The organism is Brevundimonas sp. SORGH_AS_0993, assembly GCF_030818545.1.
Taxonomy (GTDB): Bacteria; Pseudomonadota; Alphaproteobacteria; order Caulobacterales; family Caulobacteraceae; genus Brevundimonas.
Genome location: NZ_JAUTAH010000001.1, coordinates 1,151,722 through 1,167,953, shown reverse-complemented (window position 1 = coordinate 1,167,953; position 16,232 = coordinate 1,151,722). Strand labels below are relative to the sequence as shown.

The following is a 16,232-nucleotide window of genomic DNA, read 5'->3' as shown; positions in this document are numbered from 1 at the left end:
TTAAGAATTCTGGCTATTCGGTCGGCGAGCGCTTAGGTGAGCGCCATGCCGCTGCACATGATCAAGCTTTGCGTCGGGGTGTCCGACGTCGAATGGCTGGAAAACCGCGCCAGGGGCGGAAAGCCGCTGATCGTCCACACCCGGATGACGCCCAAGCGCGTCGCCGAGATCGAGGATGGCGGGTCGCTGTACTGGGTGGTCAAGGGAACGGTCGTCTGTCGTCAGCCGATCCTGGACATCGCCACCCTGGGCGAGGGCAAGGCCAGCCGCTGCGAGATCACGCTGGAGCCCCGGGTGATCCGCACGGCGCCCCTGGCGCGACGGCCGTTCCAGGGCTGGCGCTATCTGGAGTCCAAGGACGCGCCGACCGATCTGGACACGCTGGACGCGGGCGAGGCGCCCGAGGATCTGGTCCGGCAACTGCGCGAACTGGGCGCCTGGTAGCGTAAATCCACAAAGTTTTTGGGAGTTGACCCCGACGGTCGCCCATGGCCTGTGCCGCGTCCCATGATGCGTTTCAGCTCCCACGCCCGATCCACCCTTCGTGAATTGACGACCTTGGCCTGGCCGGTGGTCATGGCGCGGCTGGGCATCATGACCATGGGGCTGACCGACGCCATCGTGGTGGGCCACTATTCCAGCCGCGAACTGGCCTTCCACTCCCTGGCCTGGGCGCCGTCGTCGGTGGTGCTGACCACGGCGGTCGGTCTGATGATGGGGGTCCAGGTCATGACCGCTCGCCTGCGGGGCGAGGGACGGCACGACGAGGTCGGCGCCGTGCTGCGTCGCGGCCTGGTCTATGCCCTGCAGATCGGCGTGGTGTCCATGATCGGGCTTTTGCTGCTGGGGCCGTTCGGCATGGTCCGCATGGGACTGGAGGACGGATTGGCCGAGGGCGCCTCGCCCGTGCTGATGGTCTTCGCCTTGTCGATGCCGGCCTATCTGATTTCAGTGGCGGCGCAGTTCTTTCTGGAGGGTCTGCATCGGCCCAAGGCGGGCATGGTCGCCATGTGGGTCGCCAATGCCGTCAATCTGGGCCTGAACCTGATGCTCGTGCCCGACCCGTTCGGGCTAGGGGTGCATGGGGCCGTGGCCTCGGCCTGGGCGACGTTCGGTGCGCGCACGGCCCTGGCGGTGTTTCTGGCCGTCTACATCCTGCGTTTGCCCGAGGCGCGGCAATGGGGGCTGTTCGCCAAGCCGCGCCGCGACCGTTCGACCGAGGTGGAGCAGATCCGGGTCGGCATCGGGGCGGGATCGTCGAACTTCGTCGAAGTCGGCGCCTTCGCCGCCATGACCCTGTTCGCCGGCCAACTGGGCGCGGCCGAGACCGCCAGCTGGGCGGTGGTCATCAATGTGTCCGCCATCGTCTTCATGGTGCCGATGGGCCTGTCGTCCGCCACCGCCGTGCTGGTCGGCCGGGCCTATGGGGCGGGGGACAAGGCGGGCGTGATGCGCAGCGGCCTGATAGGCATCGGGGTGGTGACGGTGCTGGCCTTCGTCATCGCCCTCGGCCTGTGGCTGGCGGCGCGGCCGGTGGTCGGCGCCTATACCGCCGATCCGGCGATCCTGGCCATCGCCGCCCCGGCCCTGGTTCTGGCGACGCTGTTCTTCGTCGCCGACGCCCAGCAGGTGGTCGCCGCCCAGGCCAACCGCGCCGCCGGCGACGTGGTCTGGCCGACCCTGATGCACGTCTTTTCCTACGGCGTGGTCATGATCCCGCTGGGCTGGTGGCTGGCGCACCGGATCGGCGTCGACGGCCTGGTCTGGTCGGTCATCGTCGCCAGCGTCATCTCCGGCGCCCTGCTGACGGGGCGCTTCATAAGGATCGCAAGGCGGTTGCCTGAGCCGGCTAATGGGTGAACGTCAACTCACTCATTAGCCTTGGCCGGCTCGGAAACACCCTGATGCAGCGTTTCAGTTGCCGGAGCCGCCGCCGACGGGGCGTCGTCTTCCAACAGCGAGAATTCAACCTTCGCTCGAAACCGTTGACCCGTGCGCACGCCCTGCCGTAACTCCACTCGACCCCGTTCAATGACTGAAACCGCTGCAGGCTCCAGACCCTGACCCGGGGGGCTAACCTCGATCGCACGGCATCGCTGTGGAACCTGATTGGGTCCGGCCACGCATTCGACGACGACGTAGGCTGGTTGCGCGCCTTCACTCTGGGGCGCGGTGGTCTGTAAAGCGACAGCCATGGCGATACTGATCACGGTCGGAGGATTGCGTCGCCGGGCGCGCCTAGAATGCGGCGCTTCTGAGCTTCGTACTCGTCGGAGGAGATTGCGCCGCTGTCTCTCAGGGCAGCGAACTTCGCGAGATCGTCAGCTGACGAAGACGAAGTCTGACGTTGGGCGCTGCTCAACCGCGCCATCAGGGCGTTGTTTTGCTCGGAAACCATGCCGCCCAGGGTGAAAGCGTCGATCAGCAACCAGATGCCTAATGGAATGAGAAAGAGAAGGCCAAAGCCTGCCGCCAACAGGAGCGTCCATCCCAGGATCGCCAGCACCAGCTGAAACACGGCCGAGCCCGTGCGCCCCAGATAGAAGCGATGCCCTCCGACGCCGCCCGTGAAGAACCAGAGCAGATACGCGACGCCCACGGACTTCTTGTTGCTCTCGAACGCCATGAGCGCCTGAGTGTCGGCGCTTAGCCCACCATATTTTGTCATTATACGTCCCCTTTGCCTTGTGGTTCTCTCAACCCCAGCGCGCACGAGTCAAGGGCGTCGAAGCTGGTTGTGCAATTGAGCGTAAGCAGCTCTCTACGCTTGTCGGGCAGCGGGCTTCGGGTCGTTCGCCGCTGTTTATCAGGCGCAGGTGACGGAACGGTTCCGCCGCTCTATATCCCTGCGCTTCCCCGAACTCCCTGGACGATCATGGCCCGCATCCTCATCACCTCGGCGCTGCCCTACATCAACGGCATCAAGCACCTTGGGAATCTGGCCGGGTCGATGCTGCCGGCGGATGTCTGGGCGCGGTTCAAGCGCGGGCAGGGTCATGAGGTGCTGTATATCTGCGCGACCGACGAGCACGGCACCCCGGCCGAACTGGCCGCCGCCGCCGCCGGTCAGGACGTGCGGACCTATTGCGACGAGCAGCACGAAATCCAGAAAACGGCGGGCCAGGCGTTCGGCCTGAGCTACGACTGGTTCGGTCGGTCGTCGAATCCGCAGAATCATCGGTTGACCCAGCACTTCGCCGAGGCCCTGGAGAAGAACGGCCTGATCGAGGAGCGGGTGGATCGGATGATCTACTCCATCGACGACGCCCGTTTCCTGCCCGACCGCTATGTCGAGGGGACCTGTCCGCACTGCGGCTATGACAAGGCGCGCGGGGACCAGTGCGACAACTGCGGCCGCCTTCTGGACCCCACCGACCTGATCGATCCCTATTCGTCGGTCTCGGGCAGCCGGAACCTGGAGGTGCGCGACACGCGGCACCTGTATCTGTTGCAAACGAAGATCGAGCCGCAGATCCGCGCCTGGGTGGACGGAAAGTCGGGCTGGCAACCGCTGGCCAAGTCCATCGCCAACAAACATCTGGACGAGGGGCTGATCGACCGGGGCATCACCCGCGACCTGGCGTGGGGCGTGCCTGTGACCAAGGACGGTTTCCCCCGCCCCGGCATGGAGGACAAGGTCTTCTACGTCTGGTTCGACGCCCCCATCGAATACATCGGCGCGACCGAGGAATGGGCCGAGGCGACCGGAAACACTTGGCGCGACTGGTGGCGGCTGGACGAGGGGGGCGAGAATGTCCGCTATGTCCAGTTCATGGGCAAGGACAACGTCGCCTTCCACACTGTCAGCTTCCCCGCCACGATCATCGGCTCGGGCGAGCCGTGGAAGACGGTCGACCAGCTGAAAGCCTTCAACTGGCTGAACTGGTACGGCGGCAAGTTCTCGACCAGCCAGAAGCGCGGCGTCTTCATGGACCAGGCGCTGGACCTGCTGCCGGCCGACTATTGGCGCTGGTATCTGACCGCCTACGGGCCCGAACATTCCGACGCCGCCTTCACCTGGGAGCAGTTCCAGGGGGCGATCAACAAGGACCTGGCCGACGTGCTGGGCAATTTCGTCAACCGCATCGTCAAGTTCGCCGAATCCAAGTTCGACGGCGTCGTGCCAGAAGGCGGAGAGGCCGGCCCGCTGGAAGCCAAGCTGGAGGCCGACCTGCGCGCCGCCGTGGCCGAGGCGACGGAACAGTTCGAGGCGATGGAGTTCAGGAAGGCCGCGGCCGCTGTGCGCGCCGCCTGGGTGCTGGGCAACGAATATCTGCAGGAGGCCGCGCCCTGGACCGCGCTGAAGAGCGACCGCGACCGGGCGGCCGTCGGTGTTCGCACCGGGCTGAACATGGTCGCCCTGTTCGCGCGTCTGGCCGCGCCGATCCTGCCCTTCACCGCGCCGCGCATCGCCGCCTCGGTCGGGGTGACGGACCTGACCTGGCCCGCCGCCGACGCCGATCTGCTGAACACCCTGCGGGTCGGCGGCAAGGTGGAGGCGCAAGGGGTGCTGTTCGCCAAGGTCGAGGACGCCCAGGTGGCGGAATGGTCCGAACGCTTCGGCGGCGCGGATCAGTGAGCGGGCGGCGGGGACAGACGTTGTGACGCCGACCCTGGCCCCGCTGGACACCGTGCGTCGGGCCGCGATCCGCGATCGTCTGACGCGCACCGGCCGGGCCCAGGTGGATGGCGTGTTCACGCCGTCGGACGCTCGGACCCTGTACGAGGCTGCTACGGCCGCCGAGTACAATGTCGTCACGCGGCGTGAAACGGGGCATGTCGACTTGCCCGCCGCTTGGCTGGCTTCGCTGACGCCGGATCAGAAGCGTGGGTTGGGACAGGCGGTGCAGACCTCGGCCCAGACCGACTTTCAGTATCTGTACGACAATCACCCGATCTACGATCTGGTCCAGACGGGGCAGGCGGCGCCGATTTGGCGCGACCTGCTGGCCTTTCTGAACGGGGCGGCCTTTCTGGACCTGATGCGCGACCTGACCGGCGAAGGGCGGATCGCCCTGGCGGACGCCCAACTGACCCGCTATCGCGCGGGCCATTTCCTGACCGAGCACGACGATCACGCCGACGGCAAGAACCGCTTCTTCGCCTATGTGCTGAACCTGACGCCGATCTGGCGCATCGAATGGGGCGGCCTGCTGGCCTTCCACGGCACGGACGGCAATGTGGCCGAGGCCTTCACCCCACGCTTCAACACGCTGAACCTGCTTAAGGTGCCGTCGCCGCATTCGGTGACGCAGGTGGCTCTGTCCGCCGCAGCGGACCGGATCTCGGTCACGGGCTGGCTGCGCGGTGCCTAACGCTCGGCGATGACGACCGGCAGGCCGGCGGCGTGCCAGGCCTGGATGCCGCCCAGCATGTTGAACAGGGACTGGCCGTCCGCGGCGGTCGGGCCGACGAAGGCGCAGACCTGATGGCTTCGTCCGCCCTTCAGGCACTGGACGACGATCTTCTTGTCGGGGGGCAGGTCCAGCGCCTCCCAGGCGGCGGGCATCTGGCTGAGCGGCGCCAAAATGGCCCCGTCGATGCGGGCGGCGGCGAACTCGTCCGGCTCGCGCACGTCGATCAGGACGGCTTCGCCTGCCCGCAGCCAGGCGGCGGCCTCTTCGACCGTGACCGTCGCCACCGTCATGGCGCTACCGTCGGTTCGGCAGGCGCCGGCGTCGGGCTGTTCTCGGTGCGCTTCTGACCCAGGTGTTTGGCGGCTTCCTCAGGACCGATCTCAAGGAAGGTCGGGGCGGAAGCGTTGAACTGCTCTATATGGCCGGTGCGAACCACGACCTGGCGCGCCCCGTCCCAGATCATGTGCAAGGCGACGTACAGCACCACGACCAGACCGATGTAGCCGATCCAGCGGAAGCGATGCAGCAGCTTGGCGATGTAGGTGGCGGCGACGCCCATCAGGGCGATCGACAGAATCAGGCCGAAGACCATGATCCAGGGGTGTTCATGCGCCGCGCCGGCGACGGCCAGCACATTGTCCAGCGACATGGTGATGTCGGCGACCATGATCTGTATCAGGGCGGCGCCGAAGCTCTTGCGCTTGATGCCCAGTTCTTCGGGCGAGGGGCCCGAGCCATGCTCGATGCTCATCGCCAGTTCGAGTTCCTTCTCGGCCTCGGCCTGGTCGTGGGTCGCCTGCTCGCGCAGTTCGCGCCACATCTTCCAGCACACCCACAGCAGCAGAAGCCCGCCCGCCAGCAGCAGGCCGACCAGGGCCAGAAGCTGGACGGTGATCAACGCAAAGCCGATGCGCATGACGACGGCGGCGGCCAGGCCGATCAGAATGGCCTTCTTGCGCTGGTCCTGGGGCAGGGCGGCGGCGGCCAGGCCCACGGCGACGGCGTTGTCGCCGGCCAGGACCAGATCCATCAGCAGGACCTGGCCCAGGGCCGCAGCCTGGCTGGCGAGTTCGGGAGATAAAAGGAAATCCATGTCCGCTCTCTAGCGCCGGCGCGGCCGTCTGTCAGCCGCGTTGCGCGCGGGCGGCCTCATAGAGGGCGACGGCCGCCGCATTGGAGACATTCAGGCTCTCGAACCCGCCCGGCATGGGAATCTTGGCCAGGACGTCGCAGTGTTCGGCCACCAGACGGCGGATGCCGTCGCCTTCCGACCCCATGACCAGAACGGTGGGCCGGGCGTCCAGCGCCTCTTCCAGCGTCTGTTCGCCCGCGCCGTCCAGGCCGACGGCGCGCCAGCCCAGGTCGGCCAGCCGCTCCAGCGCGCGCGACAGGTTCGTCACCCGGGCGTGGGGCAGGCGTTCGGTCGCCCCGACCGCCGCCTTGGCCAGGGCGCCGGCCAAGGCCGGGGCGTGCCGGTCCTGGACGATGATTCCGCGCGCGCCGAAGGCCAGGGCCGAGCGGAAGATGGCGCCGACGTTCTGAGGATCGGTCAACTGGTCCAGCATGACGATGACCCCCTGCGCCGGTTCGGCCAGGTCCTCCAGCGCCACGCCTTCCAGCGGCTGGACCTTGAAGGCCAGGCCCTGGTGCACCGCGCCGGGCGGCAACATCCGGGTCAGGGCCTGGGCTTCGACCACCTCGATCTTGTGGCCGTGGGCCAGCTTGCCGTCCTCGATCTCGGCGGCGCGCTCGGGCGTGGCCAGAAGGCGTCCCATGCCGCGCCGCGCGGGATTCGCCAGGGCCGCCAGAACCGGATGACGACCCCACAGGAAATTATCGGCGTCCACCTTGCCGCGGTCGGACGCACGCTGCGGGCGCGGCGCCGTCTCGCGCCCGCCAAACCCTTGTGCGGCGGGCTTTTGATCCCGGTCGCGCGGGCCGGAAGGGCGGCCGGACAAGGCCTGTTTTTTACCGCTTTTACGGTCGTTGCGTTCTGATTTCGACGACACTATAAGACGCCCTCCGATTTGGAGCCCCAAGGGCTTTCGGGTCTGGGCGCTCCCTCTATCGCAGAGGAGGCGGCAACCCGAAGGCTTTTGTTTCGTCCCGCTTCTTTATGGGCGGAACGGAGGGGTCCGGCGGTTCGACAAGGCGCGCTGGGGGAATGTCCCGAGCGGCAAAGGGGGGGGACTGTAAATCCCCTGCGTAAGCTTCGAAGGTTCGAGTCCTTCTTCCCCCACCACGCGCCTTCGACGGACACGACGGATCAGGACGACGGAGAGGAACCGGCTGCGGCGTTCCCTTAGAACTTCCGCAGTCTCCGCGCGGGTATAGCACAATGGTAGTGCAGCAGCCTTCCAAGCTGAGGATGTCGGTTCGATCCCGTCTACCCGCTCCAGGTTTTTTGATCAGCATCGCGCCCCTCCGCTGACGGACCCGGGCCACAGGAGTTTTGGCCATGGCCAAGGAAAAGTTCGAACGCACGAAGCCGCACTGCAACATCGGCACGATTGGTCACGTTGACCACGGCAAGACGACGCTGACGGCGGCGATCACGATGACGCTGGCGAAGGCGGGTGGCGCGAAGGCGATGAACTACGCCGACATCGACGCGGCGCCGGAAGAGAAGGCGCGGGGCATCACGATCAACACGGCGCACGTCGAGTATGAGACGGCGAACCGTCACTATGCGCACGTCGATTGCCCCGGCCACGCCGACTATGTGAAGAACATGATCACGGGCGCGGCGCAGATGGACGGCGCGATCCTGGTTGTTTCGGCCGCCGACGGCCCGATGCCGCAGACGCGCGAGCACATTCTTCTGGCTCGTCAGGTCGGCGTTCCGGCCCTGGTGGTCTTCATGAACAAGGTCGACCTGGTCGACGACGAAGAGCTGCTGGAACTGGTCGAGATGGAAGTGCGCGAGCTGCTCTCGTCGTACCAGTTCCCGGGCGACGACATTCCGATCACCAAGGGCTCGGCCAAGGCCGCGACCGACGGCGTGAACCCGGAGATCGGCGAACAGCGCGTTCTGGCCCTGATGGAAACGGTCGACGCCTACATCCCGCAACCGGCGCGTCCGGTGGACCAGCCGTTCCTGATGCCGGTCGAAGACGTGTTCTCGATCTCGGGCCGCGGCACCGTGGTGACGGGTCGGGTCGAGAAGGGCGTGGTCAAGGTCGGCGAGGAAGTGGAGATCGTGGGCATCCGTCCGGTGCAGAAGACGACCTGCACGGGCGTGGAAATGTTCCGCAAGCTGCTGGACCAGGGCGAGGCGGGCGACAACGTGGGCGTTCTGCTGCGCGGCACCAAGCGTGAAGACGTCGAGCGCGGTCAGGTTCTGTGCAAGCCGGGTTCGATCACGCCGCACACCAAGTTCCTGGCCGAAGCCTACATCCTGACGAAGGAAGAAGGCGGCCGCCACACGCCGTTCTTCACGAACTACCGTCCTCAGTTCTACTTCCGCACGACCGACGTGACGGGGATCGTGCATCTGAAGGAAGGCGTCGAGATGATCATGCCGGGCGACAACGCCGAGCTGAACGTCGAGCTGATCACGCCGATCGCCATGGACCAGGGCCTGCGCTTCGCCATCCGTGAAGGCGGCCGCACCGTCGGCGCCGGCGTCGTCGCCAAGATCGTCGAGTAAGGCTTCTCTCCGGGCTAACGCGCTTCGCGCTGCTTGAGGCCGGACGAGACAGACGAAACAGTCGCGTAACAGAGCGGCCCCCGGAGATATCCGGGGGCCGTTTCTGTGTGAGAGACCGAAGGTTTTCAGCGCTTTGCCTTTGCCGTGGGGTGTGGCATCTAGTTTGGACAGATGAAGGGTCTTGGGTTGCGCGCCACCGATTTCGAGACCCGGCCTGCGTTGGCCTATGGGCTGGCGCTGACGGCCTGGGGCGTGGCCTTCGGCCTGAGGCTGGTGTTGAACCCCTGGTTTCCGCCGGGTTTTCCATATCTGACCTTTTTCCCGGCCGTGGTCATCGTGGCCTATTATGCGGGACTGTGGCCCGCTACCCTGACGGCGGTGTTGTCCGGTTTGACGGCCTGGTGGTTCTGGATCGGCAAGCCGGGATTCGACTGGGGCCTGGCGACGGCGGTGGCCTTGGTCTTCTTCATCTTCGTCGTGGCCGTAGACATCTTCTTCATCCACGGCATGCGCGCGGCGACGCGCAAGCTGAAGGCCGAGGTCGAACGCAGCACCGCCCTGGCGCACAGCCGCGACCTGCTGCTGCGCGAGGTCCAGCACCGCGTCTCGAACAACATTCAGGTCGTCAGCGCCCTTCTGTCGCTGGAGGCCGGCGCCTCGACCGATCCCAAGGTCCGGCGTGTGCTGAACGAGGCGGCGGGCCGGACCGGGGTGATCGCCAAGGTGCAGCGGGGCCTGCTGGACGCCCACGGCCGCGCGACCAGTTTTCACGACTTCGCCCAGCCCCTGGCCCAGGACGCCCTGACGGCGGCGGGCCGGACGGACGTGGAGGTGACTGTTGTTCCGACCGGCGTGAGCCTGAGCGCCGAAGAGGCCACGCCGGTCATGCTGACCATGCTGGAATGCGTGAACAATGCGCTGGAGCACGGCCTGCCGGATCGTGCAGGGCGGATTCAGGTGCGGCTGGAGGAGGAAGACGGTCAGCGCCGCCTGGAGGTCCGCGACGACGGCCAGGGTCTGGCGGAGACCTTCGATCCGGCCCGGCCCGCCAGCCTGGGCTTGCAGATTCTGAAGGGGCTGGCGACGCAGTTGGGCGGGCGGTTCGACATTGCGGCGGCCCAGCCAGGCGTAAGGTGCCGGTTGATCTATCCCGCACCCTGAGGCCCCTCGTTCGCCCCCGAGGCGAAGGGGCTTGCCTGCAACCCGAAACCGAGACTTACGTTCGACCTGACGAGCGTTAACTTCTTGGTAACTTTCATGCGGCGCGCCATCCGGCTGGGCATCTTCATCGGCACCGTCCTGGGCATGAGCGCCTGCGCGACCCACTATGACGCCAACGGGAGGTCCGTTTCAGCCGCCTATGGCGCGGTCGAGGTCGGTCGCGCGGGCTGAAAGGCAAGGAAAACGTAGCGCTGGCCGCGATCCTGCCCTAATATAGGGACGCGGACGCCCTAATATAGGGACGCGGACGCCGGCTGTCGCGCCGCGTCGGTCCCTAAACCTCCTAGATGTTACTCATCGCTATTGCTGTCGTTCTGCTCCTGGTGGTGCTCAACGGCCTGTTCGCCATGACCGAATTGGCGGTTGTCTCCTCGCGGAAATCAAAACTCCAGGCGAGGGCGGAACGCGGAGACCGGGGCGCCAGGACTGCGTTGAAGCTGTCGGAAGAACCGACTCAGTTCCTGTCCGCCGTTCAGGTGGGCATCACCCTGATCGGAATTCTGGCGGGCGCCTATGGTCAGGCGACCATCGCCGGAGAGCTGGATCGCATTCTGGAAGTCGCCTTCCCGGCGCTGGCGAAATACACCGAATTCTTCGCCACGGCTCTGGTGGTCGTGTGCATCACCTATGTCTCGCTGATCATCGGCGAATTGGTGCCCAAGCGTCTGGCGCTGATCTTTCCCGAAGCGGTCGCCTCCAAGATGGCCAAGCCGATTTCGACCCTGGCCATCGTGCTGAAGCCGTTCGTCCTGCTGCTGACCGCCTCCACCTCCGGCATTCTGAAGCTGTTGGGGGTCAAGGATCGCGACGGGTCGGACGTGACCCAGGAAGAGGTCGCCACCATCCTGGCGGAAGGCGCTTCGGCCGGTCTGATCGAGCCGGAAGAGCAGGAGATGATCGAAGAGATCATGCGCCTGGGCGACCGTCCCGTGCGGGTGGCCATGACGCCGCGTCACGAGGTCTTCTGGATCGCCTTGGACGATCCCGAAGAGGTCCTGCGCGAGGAAATCCGCACCTGCCCCTATTCCCGCATCGTGGTGGCGCGCGAGAACGACGTCGATAATCCTCTGGGCCTGGTCCACAAAAAGGATCTGCTGGACGCGCTGCTGACCAACGGCGAATTCAATGTGGAGCCTCTGGTCGCAGAGCCCGCCTTCATTCCGCAATCGACCTCGGTGCTGAAGGCGCTGGAGATCCTGAAGGGGTCGCGCGTCCACATGGCCTTCATCGTCGACGAGTACGGCGCCTTCGAAGGGGTGGTCACGGCGACCGACATTCTGGAGATGATCGCCGGCGACTTCGACGAGGGACACGACGAGGAGCAGGCCTGGATCCATCAGCGCGCCGACGGCAGCTGGCTGATCGACGGCCAGACCGATCTGGACGATCTGGCCGACACCCTGGGCGAGGACTTCGGCGAGCACGAGGGCTTCCACACGGTCGCCGGCCTGATCCTGCACCAGTTGTCGCGCGTACCCGACGAGGGCGAAGTCCTGCAGCTGGGCCGATTCGAGGTCGAGGTGATCGATATGGACGATCGCCGCATCGACAAATTGATCTTCAAGGAACTGGTCAAGGCGCAGGACGAGCGGGACGCCGTCGCCGCCCACCTGGAAGAGTAGGGGCCGCGTCCACATCGCCCTTGAAATGACGGGCGGCGTCGGGCATACGCCCCCCTCTGGCGAGCGCGCGAGCCGGACGGGTCGCGCGATTGTCTAGGAGTTTAGCTCAGCTGGTAGAGCACCGGTCTCCAAAACCGGGGGTCGTGGGTTCGAGTCCCCCAACTCCTGCCAATCCCCCCTGTCGCTTCCGGATGGGACTTCCCATCTGGGGCGACAGGAACAATTGTGTGAAGAGCAACTGATGGCCAAGGCCAAAACCCCCGGCAAGCGGCCTCAAGGCGCCGCCAAGGTTCAGCCCGCTTCGGCCGGCGCGACCATCGCCGTCGATTCGCCCGAGCCGAAGAAGCCGCGGACCAGCCCGGCCCAATTCTTCAGCCAGGTTCGCGCCGAAGGCCGCAAGATCGTATGGCCCAGCCGCAAGGAGACCTGGATCACCTCGGTGATGGTCTTCATCATGGTGGTGATCGCCTCGATCTTCTTCTGGATCGTGGACACCGGTCTGGGCTTCCTCTTCCGCTGGATCATCGGCCTCGGCTCGTAAGGATAGATAGAACCGTCATGACCGACGCAGCGCCCGCCAAGCCGGCCAATCCGCGCCACAAGTGGTACATCGTCAACGCCTATTCGAACTTCGAAAAGAAGGTCGCAGAGCAACTGCGCGAACAGGCCAAGCAACAGGGTCTGGAGGACGCCTTCTCCGAAATCCTGGTTCCGACCGAGGACGTTGTCGAGATCCGTCGCGGCCGCAAGGTGAACTCGGAACGCAAATTCTTCCCGGGCTATGTGCTGGTGAAGATGGAAATGACCGACCAAGCCTATCACCTGGTCAAGAACACGCCGAAGGTCACGGGCTTCCTGGGCGCGGCGGGCGGCACCAAGCCGCTGCCGGTCTCGGAGCGTGAAGTTCAGAACATCATCGGCGCCGTGGAAGAGGGCGTCGAGCGGCCCAAGCCCACGATCCGCTTCGACATCGGCGAGAAGGTCAAGGTCACGGACGGCCCCTTCGCCAGCTTCGACGGCTCGGTCGAGAGTGTGGACGAAGAGAACGCCCGCCTGCGCGTCGCCGTCTCCATCTTCGGCCGCGCCACGCCGGTCGACCTGGAATACGGCCAGGTGGAGAAGGTCGCGGGCTGAGGCCGGCGTTCCTGCCGAGAGATTGAAGCCGCGTCCGAAAGGGCGCGGCTTTTTTCTTGCATTAAGCGGACCCCTCCGTCACGGCGCTGCGCGCCGCCACCTCCCCATCGCTGCGGACGGGGAGGAGAGGGGATGGTTTGCCTTTCCGTCCCCCCTCTGTTACATGCGCGCCTTCGCTCGGTGGGCCTCGGCTCGCGGAGCGGCAAATCCGTGGGAGGCAGCCATGCCGGACCACGGCTCACCGGCCCTGCGTTCGTTCGCCGGGTCATTCATAGGAGAGACCAATGGCCAAGAAGATTCTCGGCTATATCAAGCTGCAAGTGCCGGCCGGTTCGGCCACGCCTTCGCCCCCGATCGGCCCGGCTCTGGGTCAACGCGGCGTGAACATCATGGGCTTCTGCAAGGAGTTCAACGCGCGCACCGAGAAGGAAGCCAAGGGCACCCCGCTTCCGACCGTCATCACCGTCTATCAGGACAAGTCGTTCACCTTCCTCACCAAGACGCCCCCGGCGACCTGGTATCTGAAGCAGGCCACCGGCCTGAAGTCGGGCTCCAAGCTGGTCGGCCGTGAAGTCGCCGGCAAGATCACTGTGGCCCAGCTGCGCGAGATCGCCGAAAAGAAGATGAAGGATCTGAACGCGAACGACCTGGACGCCGCGACCAAGATCATCGAAGGCTCCGCCCGCGCGATGGGCCTCGAAGTGGTGGAGGGCTAAGCACATGGCCAAGCAAACCAAGGCTCAAAAGGCCCGCACCGGCGTCAGCCAAGACCTGCTGCCGTTCACTGACGCCATCAAGCTGGCCAAGGACAACGCCAAGGCCAAGTTCGACGAATCCATCGAGATCGCCGTCAACCTGGGCGTCGATCCGCGTCACGCCGACCAACAGGTCCGCGGCGTGGTCAACCTGCCGTCGGGTACCGGCCGTGACGTCCGCGTCGCCGTCTTCGCCAAGGACGCCAAGGCGGCCGAAGCCACCGCAGCCGGCGCCGAACACGTCGGCGCCGAGGATCTGTACGAAAAGATCGCCGGCGGCTTCATGGAGTTCGACCGCGTGATCGCGTCGCCGGACATGATGGCCCTGGTCGGTCGTCTGGGTAAGGTGCTGGGCCCGCGCGGCCTGATGCCGAACCCCAAGGTCGGCACCGTGACCCCGAACGTGGCCCAGGCCGTCAAGGACGCCAAGGGCGGCGCCGTGGAGTTCCGCGTCGAGAAGGCCGGCATCGTCCACGCCGGCATCGGCAAGGCCTCCTTCACCCAGGACGCCCTGGAAGCCAACGTCAAGGCTATCGTGGACGCTCTGGTCCGCGCCAAGCCGTCGGGCGCCAAGGGCACCTATGTGAAGCGCATCAGCCTGTCTTCGACGATGGGCCCGGGCTTCAAGATCGACCCGGCCTCGCTGGGCGCCTGATAGGCGCATGCCGAACGGCCTCATGCCGCGCAAGCGCGATAGGCCACAAAGGCAGAGGGCCTCATGTAGCGCGCAAGCGCGATAGGCCACAAAGAATGAAGGCCCCGGAGAGCGATCTCCGGGGCCTTTTTCGTGTTCAATACGCGGCGGTGAAGCGGGCGCGACTGTGGTTGTGCTGCTCCAGTTCGTCGACCATGGCGACGGCGTAGTCGGCGAAGCTGATCTTGCTGTCGCCATTGGCGTTCACGACCAACTGGTCGCCGCCGGTGCGATAGGCGCCGGTGCGGGGGCCTTCCTCGATCAGGGCGGCGGGGGAGAAGAAGGTCCAGTCGATGTCATGCTCCTGGCGCAGGTCGTTCAGGAAGGCGATGCCGCCCTGGGCGATGGGCTTCCATTCGGCCGGGAACTGGGGCGTGTCGAACAGGAGTACGCCGGGCGCAACCTCCAGGCTGGCGGCGCCGCCCGTGACCAGCAGACGCGGGACGCCGGCCTGTTTCAACGCCCCAAGCAGGGTCGAGGCCGGGATGTCGAAATGCAGGGCGCTGATGACGGCGTCCACGCCCTTGATCCGTTCGGCCAGGGCGTTGGCGTCGGAAGCGTCGCCTGCGACGGGGGTGACGCTGGGCGCCGTGGGGATGGCCTCGGGTTTGCGGGCGATGGCGACGACGGTGTGACCGCGCGCGGCCAACTCCCTGGTGATTTCCGATCCGGCGTGACCGCTGGCGCCGAGGACTGCGACCTTCATGACAAGGCTCCTTCAGGTTTCCAATGGGTACCAGGTGCGGTATGGAGAGCGATCATGCAAGACGGCACCTTTTCCCTACCTAGTCACCTGCAGGAGACTGCTCCGCGCGGCGATGTCTTCGCCGCCCAATGTCCGACGCGCCAGTTGCTGGACCGGATCGCGGACAAATGGAGCATTCTGATCCTGATGACGTTGGGCGAGGGGCCGCTGCGGTTCAATGGCCTGAAACGACGGATCGAGGGCGTGTCGCAGAAGATGTTGAGCCAGACGCTGCGGTCGCTGGAACGCGACGGCCTTGTGTTGCGGACGGTGGAGGCGACGTCGCCCGTCACCGTCACCTATGCGGTCACGCCGCTGGGCCAGACGCTGATGGCGGCGATGCAGGCCATGATCGTCTGGGCCGAGACGCGCATGCCCGAGGTCGCCGCGTCCCAGGCTCGCTTTGACGGGCGTCAGGCGGGGCTGAATTGAGCGGGCTGCTCAAATGAGTTCGTCCGTGTACGGCGGACTTGACGCGGTCGGCGCGATCTCGTCTTGGACATGTGCGCCCGCCGGCCGGCGGGCCGGATCGGAATAGAGACCATGGCCAACGCTTCGAAACGCACGCGCCTGTCGGAGACGCGACAGGTCGCGGCCCTGCCCTGGCGGGTCGAGAACGGCCAGCGCCGCATTCTGATGATCACCTCGCGCGAGACGCGACGCTGGGTCATTCCCAAGGGCGGGCGGATGGTCGGCAAGTCCGATCCCGAGGCCGCCGCCCAGGAGGCGCTGGAAGAGGCCGGGGTCAAGGGGGAGATCGAGGCGCGCTCCATCGGCGTCTTCCGCTACGCCAAGGGGCTGAAGGACGGCGGCCTGCGCCGCTGCGTCGTGTCGGTCTATCCGCTGCAGGTGCTGATCCAACTGGGCGCCTGGCCCGAGGCGCACCAGCGCGAGCGCCGCTGGATGACCCCGCGCGAGGCGGCCGAAGCGGTGCAGGAACCCGACCTGGCCGCCCTGATCCGCGACTTCGACGCCACGCCGGTGGACGTCTGAGCAACCGGCGGTCGATTTGATCTGGCCAAGGCCGGCGGCGCTCGGGATAAGGCGGGCAGGGG

The 16,232-nt window shown here is 66.1% G+C and carries 19 protein-coding genes and 3 tRNA genes; 17 read left to right on the top strand and 5 right to left on the bottom strand.

What is annotated here, in order from left to right:
* Positions 1-45: 45 nt before the first annotated feature.
* Together QE389_RS05850 and QE389_RS05845 are read left to right on the top strand one after the other, a co-directional pair.
* On the top strand, positions 46-444 hold the full coding sequence (locus QE389_RS05850; RefSeq protein WP_307365359.1) for a DUF1489 family protein: 399 nt from the start codon (positions 46-48) through the stop codon (positions 442-444).
* A 63-nt stretch (positions 445-507) separates the two neighbouring features.
* Positions 508-1,860, top strand: coding sequence for an MATE family efflux transporter (locus QE389_RS05845; RefSeq protein WP_307365356.1), 1,353 nt, complete (start codon positions 508-510; stop codon positions 1,858-1,860).
* A gap of 346 nt (positions 1,861-2,206) precedes the next feature.
* Here QE389_RS05845 and QE389_RS05840 read toward each other — a convergent pair whose 3' ends face one another.
* Complete coding sequence (locus QE389_RS05840; RefSeq protein WP_307365354.1) at positions 2,207-2,626, bottom strand: NINE protein; 420 nt, start codon at positions 2,624-2,626, stop codon at positions 2,207-2,209.
* Positions 2,627-2,875: 249 nt separating this feature from the next.
* Here QE389_RS05840 and metG point away from each other — a divergent pair, with 249 nt between their 5' ends.
* Positions 2,876-4,579: a methionine--tRNA ligase gene (gene metG / locus QE389_RS05835; RefSeq protein ID WP_307365352.1), complete on the top strand. Its 1,704-nt coding sequence runs from the start codon at positions 2,876-2,878 to the stop codon at positions 4,577-4,579.
* 22 nt (positions 4,580-4,601) lie between these two features.
* Positions 4,602-5,315 carry a 2OG-Fe(II) oxygenase family protein gene (locus QE389_RS05830; protein ID WP_307365350.1) on the top strand — a complete coding sequence of 238 codons (714 nt, stop codon included), beginning with the start codon at positions 4,602-4,604 and terminating at the stop codon, positions 5,313-5,315.
* Here the strand turns inward: QE389_RS05830 and QE389_RS05825 are convergent.
* The 3 genes from QE389_RS05825 to rlmB are packed head-to-tail and all read right to left on the bottom strand — an operon-like array spanning position 5,312 to position 7,366.
* Positions 5,312-5,647, bottom strand: coding sequence for a rhodanese-like domain-containing protein (locus tag QE389_RS05825; protein WP_307365348.1), 336 nt, complete (start codon positions 5,645-5,647; stop codon positions 5,312-5,314). The genes QE389_RS05830 and QE389_RS05825 overlap by 4 nt on opposite strands.
* The gene (locus QE389_RS05820) at positions 5,644-6,450 is read right to left on the bottom strand and encodes a TerC family protein (RefSeq protein WP_307365346.1); all 807 of its coding nucleotides are present in this window, start codon (positions 6,448-6,450) and stop codon (positions 5,644-5,646) included. The genes QE389_RS05825 and QE389_RS05820 overlap by 4 nt, the downstream gene beginning before the upstream one ends.
* A 31-nt stretch (positions 6,451-6,481) precedes the next feature.
* The gene (gene rlmB, locus QE389_RS05815; RefSeq protein ID WP_373458290.1) at positions 6,482-7,366 is read right to left on the bottom strand and encodes a 23S rRNA (guanosine(2251)-2'-O)-methyltransferase RlmB; all 885 of its coding nucleotides are present in this window, start codon (positions 7,364-7,366) and stop codon (positions 6,482-6,484) included.
* A gap of 149 nt (positions 7,367-7,515) precedes the next feature.
* Between rlmB and QE389_RS05810 the strand changes: the two genes are divergently transcribed.
* The 11 genes from QE389_RS05810 to rplA all read left to right on the top strand — a co-directional run bounded on the left by QE389_RS05810 (position 7,516) and on the right by rplA (position 14,393).
* Positions 7,516-7,599 (top strand) — tRNA-Tyr (locus QE389_RS05810).
* Between the two features lie 82 nt (positions 7,600-7,681).
* Positions 7,682-7,755: transfer RNA gene (locus tag QE389_RS05805), tRNA-Gly, on the top strand.
* 60 nt (positions 7,756-7,815) lie between these two features.
* Positions 7,816-9,006 carry an elongation factor Tu gene (gene tuf, locus QE389_RS05800; RefSeq protein WP_307365289.1) on the top strand — a complete coding sequence of 397 codons (1,191 nt, stop codon included), beginning with the start codon at positions 7,816-7,818 and terminating at the stop codon, positions 9,004-9,006.
* 186 nt (positions 9,007-9,192) lie between these two features.
* The gene (locus tag QE389_RS05795) at positions 9,193-10,167 is read left to right on the top strand and encodes a sensor histidine kinase (RefSeq protein ID WP_307365342.1); all 975 of its coding nucleotides are present in this window, start codon (positions 9,193-9,195) and stop codon (positions 10,165-10,167) included.
* Positions 10,168-10,263: 96 nt separating this feature from the next.
* Entirely contained in the window at positions 10,264-10,398 is a 135-nt protein-coding gene (locus QE389_RS05790; RefSeq protein WP_307365340.1) for a hypothetical protein, read from the top strand.
* Positions 10,399-10,514: 116 nt separating this feature from the next.
* Positions 10,515-11,849: a hemolysin family protein gene (locus QE389_RS05785; protein ID WP_307365338.1), complete on the top strand. Its 1,335-nt coding sequence runs from the start codon at positions 10,515-10,517 to the stop codon at positions 11,847-11,849.
* A gap of 95 nt (positions 11,850-11,944) precedes the next feature.
* Positions 11,945-12,020: transfer RNA gene (locus tag QE389_RS05780), tRNA-Trp, on the top strand.
* 70 nt (positions 12,021-12,090) lie between these two features.
* Entirely contained in the window at positions 12,091-12,390 is a 300-nt protein-coding gene (secE, locus tag QE389_RS05775) for a preprotein translocase subunit SecE (protein WP_307365336.1), read from the top strand.
* Positions 12,391-12,407: 17 nt separating this feature from the next.
* Entirely contained in the window at positions 12,408-12,983 is a 576-nt protein-coding gene (nusG, locus tag QE389_RS05770) for a transcription termination/antitermination protein NusG (protein ID WP_307365334.1), read from the top strand.
* A 284-nt stretch (positions 12,984-13,267) separates the two neighbouring features.
* Entirely contained in the window at positions 13,268-13,699 is a 432-nt protein-coding gene (rplK, locus tag QE389_RS05765; RefSeq protein WP_292183138.1) for a 50S ribosomal protein L11, read from the top strand.
* Positions 13,700-13,703: 4 nt separating this feature from the next.
* Positions 13,704-14,393 (top strand): 50S ribosomal protein L1, encoded by a 690-nt coding sequence (gene rplA / locus QE389_RS05760; RefSeq protein ID WP_307365332.1) that lies wholly within the window; start codon positions 13,704-13,706, stop codon positions 14,391-14,393.
* A 136-nt stretch (positions 14,394-14,529) separates the two neighbouring features.
* Here rplA and QE389_RS05755 read toward each other — a convergent pair whose 3' ends face one another.
* On the bottom strand, positions 14,530-15,138 hold the full coding sequence (locus tag QE389_RS05755; protein WP_307365330.1) for an NAD(P)-dependent oxidoreductase: 609 nt from the start codon (positions 15,136-15,138) through the stop codon (positions 14,530-14,532).
* A 54-nt stretch (positions 15,139-15,192) separates the two neighbouring features.
* On the opposite strand from QE389_RS05755, the gene QE389_RS05750 reads away from it, so the two are divergent.
* Positions 15,193-15,609, top strand: a complete 417-nt coding sequence (locus tag QE389_RS05750; RefSeq protein ID WP_307365328.1) for a helix-turn-helix domain-containing protein — start codon at positions 15,193-15,195, stop codon at positions 15,607-15,609.
* A 111-nt stretch (positions 15,610-15,720) separates the two neighbouring features.
* Positions 15,721-16,170 carry an NUDIX hydrolase gene (locus tag QE389_RS05745; RefSeq protein ID WP_307365325.1) on the top strand — a complete coding sequence of 150 codons (450 nt, stop codon included), beginning with the start codon at positions 15,721-15,723 and terminating at the stop codon, positions 16,168-16,170.
* Positions 16,171-16,232: the final 62 nt, after the last annotated feature.